The organism is Paenibacillus xylanexedens (assembly GCF_017874615.1).
GTDB classification, from domain to species: domain Bacteria; phylum Bacillota; class Bacilli; order Paenibacillales; family Paenibacillaceae; genus Paenibacillus; species Paenibacillus xylanexedens.
On sequence record NZ_JAGIKV010000001.1, the window covers coordinates 414234 to 430187 of the forward strand.

Annotated in this window: 16 protein-coding genes; 3 read left to right on the plus strand and 13 right to left on the minus strand. The window is 47.3% G+C overall.

The window, feature by feature from the left end; genetic code table 11:
- Positions 1–25: 25 nt before the first annotated feature.
- The 4 genes from exlX to J2Z28_RS01815 form a co-directional block, all read right to left on the minus strand.
- Positions 26–742 carry an expansin ExlX gene (exlX, locus tag J2Z28_RS01800; protein ID WP_036668609.1) on the minus strand — a complete coding sequence of 239 codons (717 nt, stop codon included), beginning with the start codon at positions 740–742 and terminating at the stop codon, positions 26–28.
- Positions 743–1081: 339 nt separating this feature from the next.
- Positions 1082–2287 carry a cation:proton antiporter gene (locus J2Z28_RS01805; protein WP_017687037.1) on the minus strand — a complete coding sequence of 402 codons (1206 nt, stop codon included), beginning with the start codon at positions 2285–2287 and terminating at the stop codon, positions 1082–1084.
- A 3-nt stretch (positions 2288–2290) separates the two neighbouring features.
- Positions 2291–2797: a cation:proton antiporter regulatory subunit gene (locus tag J2Z28_RS01810; protein WP_244988039.1), complete on the minus strand. Its 507-nt coding sequence runs from the start codon at positions 2795–2797 to the stop codon at positions 2291–2293.
- Entirely contained in the window at positions 2787–3260 is a 474-nt protein-coding gene (locus J2Z28_RS01815) for a GreA/GreB family elongation factor (RefSeq protein WP_051449595.1), read from the minus strand. Before J2Z28_RS01815 ends, J2Z28_RS01810 begins: the two co-directional genes overlap by 11 nt.
- Positions 3261–3648: 388 nt before the next feature.
- Between J2Z28_RS01815 and gdhA the strand changes: the two genes are divergently transcribed.
- Together gdhA and J2Z28_RS01825 are read left to right on the plus strand one after the other, a co-directional pair.
- Positions 3649–5034 (plus strand): NADP-specific glutamate dehydrogenase, encoded by a 1386-nt coding sequence (gene gdhA / locus J2Z28_RS01820; protein ID WP_211080943.1) that lies wholly within the window; start codon positions 3649–3651, stop codon positions 5032–5034.
- Between the two features lie 155 nt (positions 5035–5189).
- A complete protein-coding gene (locus J2Z28_RS01825) occupies positions 5190–6044 on the plus strand; it encodes a pentapeptide repeat-containing protein (protein WP_211080944.1) in 855 nt (284 codons plus the stop codon).
- Positions 6045–6202: 158 nt separating this feature from the next.
- Here J2Z28_RS01825 and J2Z28_RS01830 read toward each other — a convergent pair whose 3' ends face one another.
- From J2Z28_RS01830 to J2Z28_RS01855, 6 genes are all read right to left on the minus strand, one after another.
- A complete protein-coding gene (locus J2Z28_RS01830) occupies positions 6203–7180 on the minus strand; it encodes a diaminopimelate dehydrogenase (RefSeq protein ID WP_017687032.1) in 978 nt (325 codons plus the stop codon).
- A 212-nt stretch (positions 7181–7392) separates the two neighbouring features.
- The gene (locus J2Z28_RS01835; RefSeq protein WP_211080945.1) at positions 7393–7971 is read right to left on the minus strand and encodes a hypothetical protein; all 579 of its coding nucleotides are present in this window, start codon (positions 7969–7971) and stop codon (positions 7393–7395) included.
- Positions 7972–8003: 32 nt separating this feature from the next.
- Entirely contained in the window at positions 8004–8150 is a 147-nt protein-coding gene (locus J2Z28_RS01840) for a hypothetical protein (RefSeq protein WP_211080946.1), read from the minus strand.
- Positions 8151–8200: 50 nt separating this feature from the next.
- Positions 8201–9184: an alpha/beta hydrolase gene (locus J2Z28_RS01845; RefSeq protein ID WP_211080947.1), complete on the minus strand. Its 984-nt coding sequence runs from the start codon at positions 9182–9184 to the stop codon at positions 8201–8203.
- Between the two features lie 233 nt (positions 9185–9417).
- Positions 9418–10173, minus strand: coding sequence for an exodeoxyribonuclease III (locus tag J2Z28_RS01850; RefSeq protein WP_211080948.1), 756 nt, complete (start codon positions 10171–10173; stop codon positions 9418–9420).
- Between the two features lie 110 nt (positions 10174–10283).
- Positions 10284–10841, minus strand: a complete 558-nt coding sequence (locus J2Z28_RS01855; RefSeq protein ID WP_211080949.1) for a GNAT family N-acetyltransferase — start codon at positions 10839–10841, stop codon at positions 10284–10286.
- Positions 10842–10972: 131 nt separating this feature from the next.
- Here J2Z28_RS01855 and solA point away from each other — a divergent pair, with 131 nt between their 5' ends.
- Positions 10973–12106, plus strand: a complete 1134-nt coding sequence (solA, locus tag J2Z28_RS01860) for an N-methyl-L-tryptophan oxidase (RefSeq protein ID WP_211081038.1) — start codon at positions 10973–10975, stop codon at positions 12104–12106.
- Positions 12107–12235: 129 nt separating this feature from the next.
- Here solA and J2Z28_RS01865 read toward each other — a convergent pair whose 3' ends face one another.
- The 3 genes from J2Z28_RS01865 to J2Z28_RS01875 all read right to left on the minus strand — a co-directional run bounded on the left by J2Z28_RS01865 (position 12236) and on the right by J2Z28_RS01875 (position 15776).
- Complete coding sequence (locus J2Z28_RS01865; RefSeq protein WP_211080950.1) at positions 12236–13906, minus strand: RICIN domain-containing protein; 1671 nt, start codon at positions 13904–13906, stop codon at positions 12236–12238.
- Between the two features lie 241 nt (positions 13907–14147).
- The gene (locus J2Z28_RS01870; protein ID WP_211080951.1) at positions 14148–14519 is read right to left on the minus strand and encodes a phage holin, LLH family; all 372 of its coding nucleotides are present in this window, start codon (positions 14517–14519) and stop codon (positions 14148–14150) included.
- Positions 14520–14531: 12 nt separating this feature from the next.
- Entirely contained in the window at positions 14532–15776 is a 1245-nt protein-coding gene (locus J2Z28_RS01875) for an N-acetylmuramoyl-L-alanine amidase (protein WP_211080952.1), read from the minus strand.
- Positions 15777–15954 lie beyond the last annotated feature (178 nt).

Genomic DNA, 15954 nt, shown 5'->3' on the forward strand with positions numbered 1-15954 from the left:
TTTTTATAACACCTTCGTATATCTGTCAATCGGGGAACTGCACATTGCCCGGTACAATATATGCACCACCTGACCCATCATTAGGCAGAGCCGGGATCGTGTCATTTAATACCTGACCGCGAATATCGGTAATACGAACGTTTAGTTTTTCTTTGCCCAGTCCAGTTCCGAGGAAATGATTATAGTCTTGCTTTTCAAGATTGAGCCACGTACCATCCTTCTGTTTCACTTCGAACTTCAGCACCGGATATTTATGATTACGAACCTGAATGGCTGCCCACCACTGACTGCTGCCTTCCTTGATCCGATAAGAGACGTTGCCTTGAATTGGAGCTTTGACCACTTTCCAGCTGATATCGATTTTGCCTGCCTTTGGGTCACCGATCAGGTTAAAGGCATTCGGTGAGAGATCCAGCGCTCCACTGGCGCCTTCTGGATAGAGGTCTGTTACATAGACGGTTGTTTTGCCTTTAGGACCCTGCACCTCGAGATAGGCTCCCGCTAAAGCGGCTTTGACACCGTTATAATTGAGTTGGAACGGATTAAGTGCAGTAATCTTCATGTCCGCCGGGATGGGATCAAGCAACACTGCACCTCCCGAGTAACCTGAGCCCGTATACGTCGCGTAACCCTGATATGTATCATTCCATGCAGCAGATGCAGGTAGAGCAAATAATACGAGACTGAGCAACATCCCTGTACCGGCCCATTTTAACCGTTGAAATCTACTTTTCTTGTTCATGAGCTATTCCTCCTCGTCCGTTCTCGTGTACATAGTGCGTTCAACTGCTAGATTTGAATATAACATTATTTTACATAATAACTTCTTATTTTCAATCCCTCTCTACCAAATCACAACTATAGTCCTGCCCGTGGAATTGAACATTCACGACCACGCACAAGATATGGATACATACCATAATTTGGTGAAATAGGTATAATAACAAGGCTGAATTGAATGGGTTCCCAGTAATAAAAAAAACGCCACACCCCGGAGTAATTTCTCTCTCCACATGGTGTGACGCCTATTAAACACTACGGTCAGAATACCCGGACTGTCCAAGGACAGCCAGCGTTTGACTCAACCCGTTTCCCTTCGTTTCATCCGCTTCCTTAGCCGCGCATACTGAGCATAGATCCGCGGAGATTCTTTCGTCAGGATAGGCCCCAGCACAGCCAGAATTAACACATACAACACGGCAAACGATTGGATGGATGCCATCAGCCCTCCGGCCTTGCCGATGTTCGCCATGATAATGGAGAATTCGCCCCGGGAGACCAGGGTAAAGCCCACATTCAACGAGGCCTTAGGGCTCATTCCAGCCAATCTGCCAGCGATCATACCTGCACCATAGTTACTGGCAATCGTCAGAATAACGGCAATAATCGTCATCCCAACAGCTCCGCCAAGTGAAGCCGGCTCAATGGTCAGGCCAAAACTGAAGAAGAAAATTGCACCAAAAAAATCTTTGAAAGGCATGATCTGATGTTCAATCCGACTCACATGTCTTGATTCGCCCAATACAAGCCCCATCATCAACGCTCCAATAGCTTCCGCTACATGCAGTGTCTCCGAGAAACCAGCCACCAGGAAGAGCAGCGTCATGACGGTAAGCAGGAACAACTCTGATGACTTAATATTCAGTGCCTTATCAATATATTTGATGCTTTTCCTGCCAATAATCAGGAACAGCACAATAAACAGCAGGGCAGACAGCGATACTAACAGAACACTTAAGAATGAAGTTGCCCCGCTGAGCACAAGCCCGGTCAGGATAGAGATATGAATCGCGATGAACAAGTCATCGAACATGATCATGCCCATAATAATCTCTGTTTCAGGGTTTGCCGTGCGTTTCAGATCAACGAGCACTTTAGCTACAATGGCTGTAGAAGAGCTGGTCATGATCCCGCAGACAACAAGTGTCTCCTGAAGGGGCAGATCCATGAACCACCCCAACAGCAATCCAGAGACAAAATTCAGGCCCACATAGAACATGCCCCCGGTCAGAATGGCTTTGCCAGACTTTAATAACCGGGAGACCGAGAACTCCAAACCCAGATAAAATAGCAGAAACAAAATGCCAAGCCTGCCCATAAATTCAATAAAGGTCGAACTTTCGATAAAACGTAAATCCACTATGCCGATCTGTGGTGCATGTGGTCCAACAGCCATACCAATCAGGATATAAAAAGGAATGACCGAAAATCGTAATCGTGAAGATATCAGCCCCGTAAGTGTAATCAGCGCAACGGCAATTCCCACTTCGAATATGAGCATATCCATAGGCTAAGTCCGTCCATTAGTCAACAATAGTTTGAGCTGCTTGATCTGATTCCGTTCACCGGCAACTACAATTGTAGCTCCAGCGGTAAAAGCATAATCCGGACCTGGATTAAAATGCTTCTCCTTATCCTTGGTCACAACAGCGAGAATAACGGCGCCCGTGGCCTGACGGATATCCAGTTCACCAATCGTCATGCCTACGCTTGCGGCGTGAGGCTCAATCCGTAGCCATTCGATTAACAGCCCTTCAAGCATCACTTCACGCTCATCCTGAAACTTCGGTTTATAGGTCATACCACCAACAATAGCGGCTACCGCCCGGGCTTCATCATCGTCCAGGGTGACAAGAGATACCATATCACCCACCTCTTCAGGTGTATCCCCTGACTCCATATGGAACAGGTCACGTCGCTCGTCGTTATGAATCACTATGACCAAATGCTCACCACTACGGGTATGCAGCCAGTATTTACGTCCAATCCCTGGTAAGTCCGTCTCTTTAAAGTGCATGATCTGCACCCCCTAGCGCCGGCTCGTTCAAGGTTTCGCTCCTCAGCTCGATCCCCGTAATGCGGATTCTCATGGAACCTGATGGTGTATGAACAGACCTAACTTCCCCTTTACTGCCAAGCAGTAATTGACTCCCTACTGGAGAGAGGAAGGAAATACGACCCTCATCAGGATTGGTATCCTCTGGCATGACAATCATGAACGAATCTGACGTATGAAAATCGAGATATTCAAAATCAATATGACTGCCGATCAATACAGCTGAGTCCAGATCTTCATCAGGACCCAGGAGCAGTTTTTCCACATACTCTGTATATGCGGACAATTGTTTTTCCAATTGTATCCGCTCTGGATCACGCGCGTCGAAATAGTCGTCGAGAAATGTTCTTTTCTCTTCACCGAATGTAAATAGCTGGCTCACCAGCTTCTCTCTGCAATTATGGCGGGAGGTCCTATGGTTCATAGTAGATTTCCCCCCCTATACAAGCCTTGTTCTCCATGTTGATTGGCATGTTTCTCTTCATCATCTTGTTTTCCTCCTTTATATTTTAAAAAGATCCCGGAATACGAGACCTTCTTACCATCTTACCAAAACTAATATTTTAATCCAGTATATTCGTCTAACTTGCTTTTTTATTATCATTTGTGGTCATATCTTCCATTTAATAACTTAATTCTTCACATCATATGGTAGATCCATAGAACATTTTAATTACTGCATAAAAAACATTTTATGAATTTTCATCTCGTATTTTTATTTGCTTTCCTGTATATTTAACTACAAACTTTTATTCAATTTATGCAAATAAGCCTCTACAGACTTTAACACAATAAAGGAGTGCATCGAAAAAGTGTCCACGATAACAAAAGAAACTACAGAGTCCGTTCAAGTTACTGCCGCAGAATATGTTCATTCCGTTTACGAGTCGGTTGTCGCCAGAAATCCGCACGAAGACGAGTTCCATCAGGCTGTCAAAGAAATTCTGGATTCCCTTATTCCTGTTATTGAAGCGCACCCTAAATACAGGAACCATAGTCTGCTGGAACAGCTTGTCGAACCCGAACGTGTAATCACATTCCGTGTTCCATGGGTAGATGATCAAGGTAAAGTTCAGGTTAACCGTGGATTCCGGGTGCAGTTCAACAGTGCCATCGGTCCTTACAAAGGCGGACTTCGCTTCCACCCTTCCGTATACTCGGGTATCATTAAGTTCCTCGGCTTCGAACAGATCTTCAAAAATGCTTTGACCGGACTGCCTATTGGCGGTGGTAAAGGCGGTTCTGACTTTGATCCCAAAGGAAAATCGGATCTGGAAGTCATGCGTTTCACGCAAAGCTTCATGACAGAGCTGTACAAATATATCGGTTCCGATACGGATGTACCGGCAGGTGACATTGGTGTAGGCGCAAGGGAAATCGGTTACATGTTCGGCCAATACAAACGTATCCATGGCGGGCATGAGGCAGGCGTATTGACAGGTAAAGGACTGCTGTACGGAGGAAGCTTGGCACGTAAGGAAGCAACTGGCTTCGGCTGTGTGTATTTCGTGAAGGAGATGCTGCAATCCAAGGGACTCAGCTTCCAAGACAGCACAGTCGTTGTCTCTGGCTCTGGTAATGTGTCCATCTATGCCATTCAGAAGGCACAGGAGCTTGGAGCTACAGTCGTGGCGTGTAGTGACTCAGGTGGCTACATACACGATCCACAAGGAATCAACCTGGATACTGTGAAACGTCTGAAAGAGGTTGATCGTCTTCGCATCAGCGAATACATCAAAGAACACCCGCATGCTACATATACCGAAGGCTGTGAAGGCATCTGGTCCATCCCTTGTGATATTGCTCTTCCATGTGCAACGCAAAATGAGATCGATGAAGAAGCTGCGGCCCTTCTAATCAAAGGTGGCGTGAAGGCCATTGGCGAAGGGGCGAATATGCCTTCCACCCTGGCTGCCATTGACGTCTTCCACGGTGCAGGCGTGCTGTTCGGTCCAGCCAAAGCGGCTAATGCCGGAGGTGTAGCCGTGTCTGCTCTTGAAATGTCACAGAACAGCATGCGGTTGTCCTGGTCATTTGAAGAAGTAGACGCCAAGCTGCATGACATCATGAAGAACATCTACACCAGCTGTGTAGAAGCTGCTGAAGAGTATGGCTGTGAAGGCAACCTCGTAGCCGGAGCGAATATCGCCGGTTTCCTCAAGGTAGCGGATTCCATGATTGCTCAAGGTGTAGTTTAATTTAAATACGTGATTCTCCACGATCAAAGGGCGTTCCCCTCCATTTGGGTAACTGCCCTTTTTTCCTTGTCTTCAATTGCTCTAATCGCAATGCAATGGTAAAGTGGTACTGACGTAATTCCATCTATTTGTACTATTATAAGGAAGTGTTTACATTGTCTAACCAACCATTTGCCAGCACTGCGAGTCCTCATCTTAGCGCAGACTGTGAGCAATGTTTTGGCCTGTGCTGTGTTGCCTTGCCCTATGGCAAGTCATCTGACTTTGCTTTTGATAAAGCCAGCGGCACACCCTGTCCCAATCTGCGCACGGACAATCGCTGCGGTATCCATACCCAGCTTCGGCAGAAAGGGTTCAAAGGTTGCACGGTATACGACTGTTTCGGAGCTGGACAGAAGCTGTCCCAAGTGACCTACGCGGGCAAAGATTGGCGTGATCATCCAGAGTCTGCAAACGAGATGTTCGATTGTCTGCCTGCTTTGCGACAACTTCACGAGTTGCTCAGTTATATGAAGGAAATGATGATGAGACCGGAGACGTCATCCCTTCACTCGGCATTTGGTGAGTTATATGAGGAGGTTGAGCGCTTGAGCAATCTGGAGCCTGCGGCCCTTCTCCGTCTGGACATCGCCAATTATCGGTCCAGTGTGAATCAACTCTTGGTCCAGGCAAGTGAGATGGTACGCGCGAATGTGCCACCCACCGCTCATGGACAAGGGAAGTCGAAGAATAGTAAAAAACGTACCGGAAGTGACTTTTTTGGTGCCAATTTAAAAGGGGCTGACCTGCGGGGCGCAAGCTTCCGAGGGGCTTTAATGATCGCAGCCGATCTCCGAAATGCAGATACACGAAATGCGGATTGGATTGGCGCGGACTTGCGGGATACGGATCTGGGCGATGCAGACCTGAGAGGTGGCATCTTCCTGACGCAATCCCAGATTAATGCAGCCAAAGGTAATGTGAATACCAAGTTGCCGGATCATCTTAACATTCCCTCACACTGGGTGTAGGGTGCCATTTCCGCAAGAGCACGAACAGGGATACAAGCAGGATAGTACCTGCCAATTCATATGAATGTATGAATCGTATACAGCAACAGCAAAAAAACAGCTCGTCCTATACATCCAAGGACGAGCTGTTTCTATAAAATCACTGGAACGAATCAGAATTATAACAAGTCGCGGCGGAGATCTTCAGCCGATTTTGGAGACAAGTGACCGAGCGGAATATCAAATACCGTTTTCGCTCCCTTATGTCCTTCCACGCTCAAGCGTTGTGCGGCTCTTGCATACGCCACAAGTACGCTTGCTGTAAATTCAGGATTGCTGTCGAGTTTCAGACCAAATTCAATAATTTGCTTTTGACCAGCACCTGTAACCCCACTGCGAATTACAAATCCACCATGCGGCATACCTTCATGCTCGGATTTCAATTCTTCTTCGCTAATGAACGTTACAGTTGTATCGTAATCTGCAAAATAGTTTGGCATCGACACAATCGTCTCACGGATCTCATCCTGATTAGCACCATCTTCTGCTACCACATAACATTGACGCAGATGTTTCTCGCGTGTAGACAGCTCTGGTGTCTCCCCTGCACGAATCCGGTTGATTACCTCTTCAACAGGTACAGTATACTGTACACCCGCCTTAACGCCTGGAACACGACGAATAGCATCCGAGTGGCCTTGGCTCACACCTTTGCCCCAGAACGTGTACTCTTTTCCTTCTGGCAGAATGGACTGTGCAAGCAGACGGTTCATGGAGAACAAGCCTGGGTCCCAACCTGTGGAAATGACACTTACGTGACCGCCTTGCTCTGCCGCAGCATTAACTTCTTTGTAGAATTCAGGAATTTTCGCATGTGTATCGAAGCTATCTACCGTATTGAACAACTTGGCGATGGCTGGTGTCTGCTCTGGAAGGTCGGTTGCAGAACCACCACAGAGGATCATAACATCAACCTTGCCTATGTATTGCTCCGCTGCAGAGATATGCTCAAAACGTACTTCTGTGCTTTCAGCGACCATCTGCTCCGGATTACGACGTGTAAACACAGCAATCAGTTCCATATCCTCGTTCTGGGAAATAGCTTTCTCTACACCTTTACCCAAGTTACCGTAACCAACAATACCCACTCTAATCATGTTCAATCCTCTCCTGTCTTCTTCTATAGTTGTCTATTACTCTGTTTATAATGATATAACATAACATGTAACCTGTCAGGTTTCCAGTTCGAAATAAAAATACCTTGCAGCGGTGCAGCAATAATGCGGCTCCGTATGCAAGGTATTATGGCGTTCATTCGTTATTTTAGGAAGAAAAAAAGCAGGAAAGAAAAATAGCCCTTATCTTCTGCTTATGATTCTGTCCAGGTCAACGTCAGTTCAATGACGCCTTCCTGTCCCGCCAATGTTCCTCCAATCAAGGACCAGACATCCTGCGTTTCTGGATCGGTTCCCTGAATGATAATATTTTTGTCATCGATCGTCTGACCTGCATCCGTCAACTTTTTGGCGTTGAAGTAATCTTTATACAGCTGGGATACGGTTTTCATATCTTGTTCAGTGGAGAAAATCACCATGGCCGATTGCTTGCCTTCATTCTCACCAGAATTGGCTAAACGAATCGTAGCATCTTCCGGCAACGGGAAATCACTTGGCAAGTTCTCCGGCAACTCATTGGTTCCAGCAGTCGCTTCCTCACCACGATCTGAATCCGAGTCGGTTGGTGCAGTCGTACCTTCCGTTTCGGTCACTTCACTTGTTGTTGCTTCGCTTGCGCCTTCATTAGTCGCTTGTTCACCAGTTCCGGAGGAAACTTCAGTGTCCACCTTCTCCGTATCACTCGGTTCGTCTGCCGCGCTGCTGCAAGCACTCAAGGCCACCATCATCGCCAGTGCGGCACAGGCCAATACATATTTCCTTCTCTTCACCATCTGTTACCACTCCTTCTTCTTCATTTTATGTGCTAATCTCGTTCAAACGGCTGGATCACAGGCACCGCATGAACGTTATTCTTAACCCATATCACAGATACACATAATACACTTAGAGACAATAGACAACTGGCTACAAGAATGGACAGGAAGCGGGTGATTACTTTAAACTTTTTCATCCATCCCTCCTCCTCATCCTGTTCATCATGTGTTTGTGGAATCATGTTACTCATAGGTCACTGGACGGTGTCACTAATTTCATAATCTCGGCGGCGACAATATCCGGTTGACTGTTGTGGATACTGTGTGTCGCTTGTGGAACCGTCAGCTGTGTTCCGTGTCTTGACCATGAAGCAAAATTCGCTTGGTCGTCCTGCCATGCATGACTGTCCTCATCCGACTCCTCCGAACCGGTTGTCAGGATCGTCAGCGGAAAGCCAAACTTCGTTTTGTTCTCAAGCACACACGCTGCATTTGTTCTGGAATTCCGAACCTCTTCCATGACATTGTCATTGTACGCATGTCTCAGCGTGGATATCGTGACGGCCTTTTTCATCGGTTCCGTTACCAGACTTGGGTCAATGACCAGAGATGCCATCATGCGATCCGATTGCAGCAATGTTCGTGCGATGCCTGTTTTCACCAGAAAACGGGACCCATCCATCATCCATTCCGGTGTATTCAGATCCGTACGACTGTAATACTCCGGGCTTCCGCCATCGATCATGACCATGCCAGCCACTTCATCAGGATACCTTTGCGCAAACCGCAGTGTCTCCAGCGCACCCAGGGAGTGACCGACCATGATGTAAGGTGGACGTTGACCGGATGTTCGCAGCAATTGGTGGATCTCTTCCGAGATGGTATCCACATCACGAGGGTCATCCGTATAGTCGCTGTATCCATACCCGAACCGATCATATACCGCAATTTTCACCTGTGATTTCAACTTGTCATATAGCGGACTGAAATCCACATACGGATTGGGTGTACCCCAGCCTGAGGCAAACACCACGGTTACCTCTCCTTTGCCAGCAGTGTAGAGGTGCATGTTGCGACCACTCACTTCATAATACTTGCCTGGCGGGGGATAGGACTTCATATCCTGCGTGGATTGATACGCTTCATACGCTGTACCTGCCAGCAGCAAAAGTCCTGTGGCAAGCATGATGCCTCCCAGCACTTTTAACCCTCTCCGTAACCCCTTCTTCATCTTCTCTACCCCTTACCCCAAAGGTTCATCTATATATGTATGCTTCAATCGTACCCAAGAAATAGCGGGATTGAAACAATCCCGAGTCCAGTTCTTTCCCCAACCAAAGTCCAGTGTCCCTCCCCTACCTGTGACGCAAAAAAAACTGCAAATCTCCCATTCAGGAAACTTGCAGTTGATCTATACTTGTATTCTAAAACTCTTACCTCAATCTATCTCACGATGATCCTTACCTATAGTTGTAACGTAAGACCCACCGGGCAATGATCACTGCCCATCACGTGGCAGTCGATATGCGCATCTGCCACCTTAGGTGCCAATTGATTGGATACGAGAAAATAATCAATGCGCCAGCCCACGTTCCGTTCTCTAACCTTCGGCATATAAGACCACCAGCTGTATACATCCGTACGATTCGGATACAGATGACGGAAGCTGTCTACATACCCGGAAGCAAGCAAATCAGTCATCTTGCCACGCTCTTCAAGGGTAAATCCGGAATTGCCCAGATTGGGCTTCGGATTCTTCAGGTCAATCTCCTCATGAGCCACATTCAGGTCACCACAGACGATAACCGGTTTAGTCTGCTCCAATTGCAGAATGTACCCCCGGAATCGATCCTCCCATTCCAGACGATAAGGCAGCCGGGTCAGATCCCGCTTCGCATTAGGGGTATAGACGTTCACCAGATAAAACTCATCATACTCCAGTGTAATCATCCGGCCTTCCGGCTCGCTGTCCTCCTCCATCCCGTAACGAACGGATAAAGGTTTGATTCGGCTAAATACAGCCGTACCGGAATAACCTTTTTTGATCGCATAATTCCAATATTGATAAACATCTTCCCCCAGGTCCATCTCAATCTGTCCGGCTTGTAATTTGGTCTCCTGAAGGCAGAAGATATCTGCCTGACTCTCCTGATAATAATCCATGAATCCTTTGGTCACACATGCCCTTAAGCCATTCACATTCCAGGACACCAGCTTCATATCCTCATCTCCTCACATCTCTCCAATATAGCATGGGCTCATTCAGAGGGACAAGCCTTACGGCTCTGGAATGAGATGGAGTCATTGAAATCCTTATGGGGCTAGCTTGCCTATATTTCGCTTCGTAACTTAGAGAACACCGCAAGGTCAATATATCTGCCTTTCTCAAACTCATGCTGCCGCAGTACACCTTCCTGTTGAAAATTAAGTTTATGTAACAGGCGAATTGACGCCTCGTTCTCTGGTTCAACCTTTGCTTCGATCTTGTTAAGCTGCATGCATGTGAATCCAAAATGTAACACAGCATGGGCCACTTCAGTCATAACACCGCGGCCCCAGAAAGAGGAACGCAAATCGTATCCAATCTCTGCACGGTTATGTACATCTTCATAGTTCAGGAACCCACAGGTTCCGATCACTTTACGAGTTTCACGGTCTTCAATCATCCAGCGTAAACCCGTGTATTCCTTGAAAATCTTCGTATACCAATTCATCTCACTCTGTGCATCCTCCACGGATTCAAAGGGAGTGAATGGCATATATTGAACCACAGCTTCATCGGAATATAACGCGAGCAGATCATGGCTGTCTCCAGCCTCAGCTGACCGGAGGATGAATCGTTCTGTCTGAATTAATGGAAATAGATCAAACCTAAATTGCTCACTCATGCGAGGTCTCCTTTGCAACATTCATTGTAGAAGTCCATTTTACTACACTTGCCTTCATCAAGCTTTTACTATTAATATGTTCTATTAAGGCATTACTGTAGAAAAGGATACATAGGAGAGGACGTGCTATTATCACACAATCATATGACGTTATTATCGTTGGAGCCGGCTCCATGGGTATGAGTGCAGGTTATTATCTATCGCGCAGTGGATGCAAAATTTTATTAATCGATGCCTTTGATCCTCCGCATACGGAAGGAAGTCATCACGGGGATAGCAGACTGATGCGCCATGTGTACAGTGGTGGGCCTGACTATATTGCCATGGCATTACTTGCACAGAAGTTATGGCACGAGCTGGAGGAAACGACCGGAGACCAACTGTTTGTTCCTTCCGGTGTAATAAATGTGGTTGATCCGGGGATTCATTCCTTCCACAACCGATTGAGCCATGCAGATGATGCAGGCATTCGGTATGAAACGTTGCACGCAGCCGAGGTGATGAAACGCTGGCCAGGTATTACAATACCTGAACATTACGAGGGCATGTATGAGCCTGATGCGGGTTATCTGTATAGTGAACCCTGTATTCGTGCCTTCCGCAAGGCAGGCGAGACTCACGGTGCCACCTTGTTAACACACACACGGGTGGAGCATATCGAATACGGACCACATTCCGTCGCAGTTCAGACTTCAGGTGGTGAGACATACCATGCAAATCAAATCATCCTGAGCGCTGGCGCCTGGTTTCAGACATTAAAACCTTTCGTGGATCTCCCCATTCAGGCAGTGCGTAAAACGGTTGGATGGTTTGATGCACCACAAGCTTTGTACGGCGAGGCACACTTCCCCGGTTTTACACTGGCAGGAAAAGAAGGTACATATTATGGATTTCCAAGCATCGGCGGATCAGGTCTGAAGATGGGTCGTCATGATACGGGCCAGGTGTGGACACCAGGAAGTACAATGGCTCCATTTGGTACGGAAGAAACGGACGAGGGGGATCTGCGCAGGCTGCTCGAACTTCATATGCCTCAGGCAGCTGGAGAATTGAAACGTGGTAGTGTGTGCAAGTATGAATTCACTTCGGATGAAGATTTTATTATCGACCGACACCCTGCCCATGAACGTGTGTGGCTCGCAGGCGGTTTCTCCGGTCATGGCTTCAAGTTTGCAAGTGCCATTGGGCAGATTCTATCCGACTTGGTGCAAACGGGGCACACGGATCAGGATATTAGCAGGTTCACCCTATCCCGTTTTCGTTAAGTACCAGCTGGGTGGATGAATATATGTATGTCTAAAATAGCTACTTTCTTAGAGGGTGCGGTGTTGCTTAGAACACTGCACCTCCAAGAAAGAAGGACACGTAAGAGCGTTAATTCATGCCCACTCACACTAATTAACTTTGACTAGGCTCCATTGCTGATTGGCACCGCCATTGTCGGCCCACTGAATCGTGGAGGCACCTGCGGTTAGAGAACCTTGATTGATGTCAACCGTCAGGCCACTGTTTCGATTCGCAAGTACCACATATCCTCCCACATCAATGGGCAGCCATTGCTGATTGTTGCCCCCGTTATCCTGCCACTGAATCAGAGCGGCTCCGCCTTGTGTGGAACCCGAATTCACATCCAGCAAAAGCCCACTGCCTACATTGCGAATGTTGTAATATCCGTTGCCTGTAGACTCCAGCTTCCACTGCTGATTGGCTGCTCCATTATCATTCCACTGAATGATTGTTGCCCCACCCGTAGAAGAAGCACCGTTAACATCGAGTGCAAGTCCACTGTTGCGGTTGATTAATTTGTAGATGGCCCCGGCTTCATATCCTGTACCGCCATTGTAAGTTGCACCGGAAATGACGTAGGTTGTTACGGAGTTGGCCTTGGCCGTAGCGGTAAAGGTTTTGTTTTGCACCGAAATATTGGTCAGTTGCTGCAACTTCTCCGTTGAAGAGGTCCGATATACTTGAGCAGATGTGCCTGTGTTAGTAAAACGACTGAGATCATAGGTTACCGTTGTATCCGTCGACTCCGAATTGGTTGTTACCAGCACAACTTTGCCGGAAGCTGCATCATAAGCTGCAAGGGTATTGGCATCACTCATGCCGATAATCTTGTATCCAGGACGAATAAATTTACTGTAATTGCCCATGACATAATATTTTTGGTTCACGGTGTAACTGGTCGTTTGCGTATTGTTCAACACGTTCTTGAAAAATCCCCATCCTTCTGCACTATCCACGGCTTGCCAATACACCCATCCACTTGCGCCCATATTGCGAACATCCTTGAGGATGGTCCGTGACATCGTAAGTCCGCTTGCATCCCCGTCTCCATATTCAGAGGTCCACAGATGTTTGCCCGCAGACGTCGCTGTGTTACGCAAAGCAGTACGATTGCTTCCGCCATACGTATGGGTGTTGATCTGAGTGATCGCTGATTTAACCGCATTGCTATAGCTGTTGAACGACACATTGGTATCATCGATACTGTATTCTTCTGGTGCGCTCAGCTTTGTGGACAGGCCCTTTGCATTCAACGAAGCTTGTACCTGACTCAGAATCGTGTTCTGATCCGCCCGGTCAAAGTGCATGCCCTCCTGGTCATTGCCCTGCTTCCACCATGTCGAGATTGGTTCATTCAGCGGAGTTACACTATCAAATGTGATCCCCCAGTTATCCCGAAAATGCTTCACAACCTCGGTTAAGTAATCGGCAAAATCATCGTAGTAATCGGGCTTGAGGTTGTTACCACCATTGGCCGAACCGGACACATTACCACTGATCGTCATCCAGTAAGGTGCGGAATTCGCAAAAGCTTCGATGACATTCACACCTTGAGCTTTGGCAGCTTGCAGCATATATCGTTGGTTTGCATCTGCATTCCAGTCATACACACCAGGAGAAGGCTGGTAACCAGGAACGGCTTTACGATATTCGAGGATATTGGATGATGGATTATCCCCGCCTCCAATGTTGTACCGCAGGATATTCAGCCCAAGTCCGGTATTTGCGTTGAACATTTTCTCCACATACTCATCCCGATTGGAGTATTCTCCAACCACTTTGCCCCACCAAGCGAGGGATGTCCCCCATTACACGTTACATCTGTACTATGTTTATCATGTTAATTTATGTTATTCACAAAGTATCAACAATCAGGTGCCATCAAGGGTTTTCTACGCCTTTGAATTGTATCATGTATATCATTATCAAAACTTTGGTTAACTGATTATGTTACCCTGCCGTTACCCCGACGTTACTCAAACAAAAAAAGACCCTGCCGCAATAGCAGGGCCTCTCCTCTTAGCTGGCAATCTTTCCACCAGCCTTTTTAGCTTTGTAGTCGATATATGCTTTTTCAATGGATGCTCGGATCTCGTCACCAGTAACGGAGATGCCCAGCGACGCAAGTTTCTCACTCGCATAAGTGTACGCCTCGCTCAGCTTTCGATCACCTTCATATGTTTTGTAGATTGTCTCAGCCCATGCGAATGCTTCAGCACCAATTTTGTGCAGCTTATCGCGGTCCTCAGTCGTTGTTTTCGCCTCGTAGTACGCCTTCGCTTTAACTTTAATTACATTAATAGCGCCGATGATTACAATCGCCACCAATCCAAACAGAGCATTTACGATCGTATCAATATAAGGCTTGGCATTTACCATAATGTCTTCCATGTCACTCACTCCTTAATTTTTAGGGTATATTTCTACTCTGCTTGGTGTCGTCTTATCCCAGAAGATGCGTGCGTCCAACAGCTTTGTCAGGTCACGGGCTGTCACATATCCCACCCCATCGATGTTCATGGTCTCTACCGCTTCACCGTTGATTGTTACTTTCCCTTTGGTATATCCGATGCGACCACCAATCAACTCACCGATCGGTCTGGATGGTACCCATGTTGTACCTTTGACGTTGTATCCGGTGTACGTCGAACCGGCAGCCGTATGAACGGTAACGCTCATTTCTGGGTACGGTGTGACTTTAACTGGTTCCTGTCCTGGTACCGTAGGGGCCTGAACATCGAACGGCACGCCCAGGTATTCGCAGATCCCTTGAGCAACTGCCAGTGCAACACGGTTCTGGAAGTCGTCTTGAAACAGTTTCTTTTCTTCCTCTGGATTGCTAATGAACCCAACCTCCAGCAGGACCGCGTCCATCTTGGTGTCACGGATCACTGCAAAGTTGCCATACCGTGCGCCGCGATCCTTGAAGCCTGTTGCTGCCAGCATGTGACGCTGAATTACTCCGGCCAGTGGCGCGCTTGTGGTGCGGTTATAGAATGTCTCCGTACCGTTGGCAGAAGATGACGCAGCGTTCGCATGAATGGAGATAAACAGATCTGCTGGCATCTTGTTGGCTACACTTACGCGCTCCTTGAGTTCCAAGAACACGTCAGTACGGCGTGTCAGGCTCACTTGCAGGTTCGGATTACCTTTCAACAATGCATCCAGTTTAATTGCCATGGTCAAGTTGAAGTCTTTCTCTTTCTTCCCTGTTGGCCCGATCGCTCCCGGGTCTTGATTGCCGTGTCCAGCGTCAATGACTATTCGTTTTTTCGCCATCTTTGAGTACCTCCGTATGGTGTATTTGTTTGCAAGCTGGGCATAAGTAGTAATCGCCCAGGATGATAAGTAGAATCTGCTTGATAGACTCGCTGTAGCTTGCGGTTTTTCGCTTGAAATAGTCGCAGTCCATGGCTCCAATCCCATTCCTCTCATAATGATCTCCTGATTACGCATAATGACGATTTGGTTCGCCATGTACGCCTTGATTTCGTTGTCATCCTGGAACATCCAAGGCAGGAACTTCCGCAGCTGAGCCTTCATTTTTCGCTGTTTTAGGATCAAAAAAACGACCGCACCCAATGAGCTTAGGGTCAGGCCGTTCTTGAACAAGGTGTGCATGGTGTCGATTATGAAGTCGTATAGCATCGTCCACTCTCCGATAGAGCAGTTTATCTCTTACTTCTGGTCCACAGAATATTGATACGAGGTGCAGGGTGTCATCTGATACGACCGACTCCTGATACTCGTCCTCATCCATTTCGATCATATTTTCACCTCAAATAGTAAAAGGACCCGGGATGCTTTCCCTGGGTCCTAACGGGTG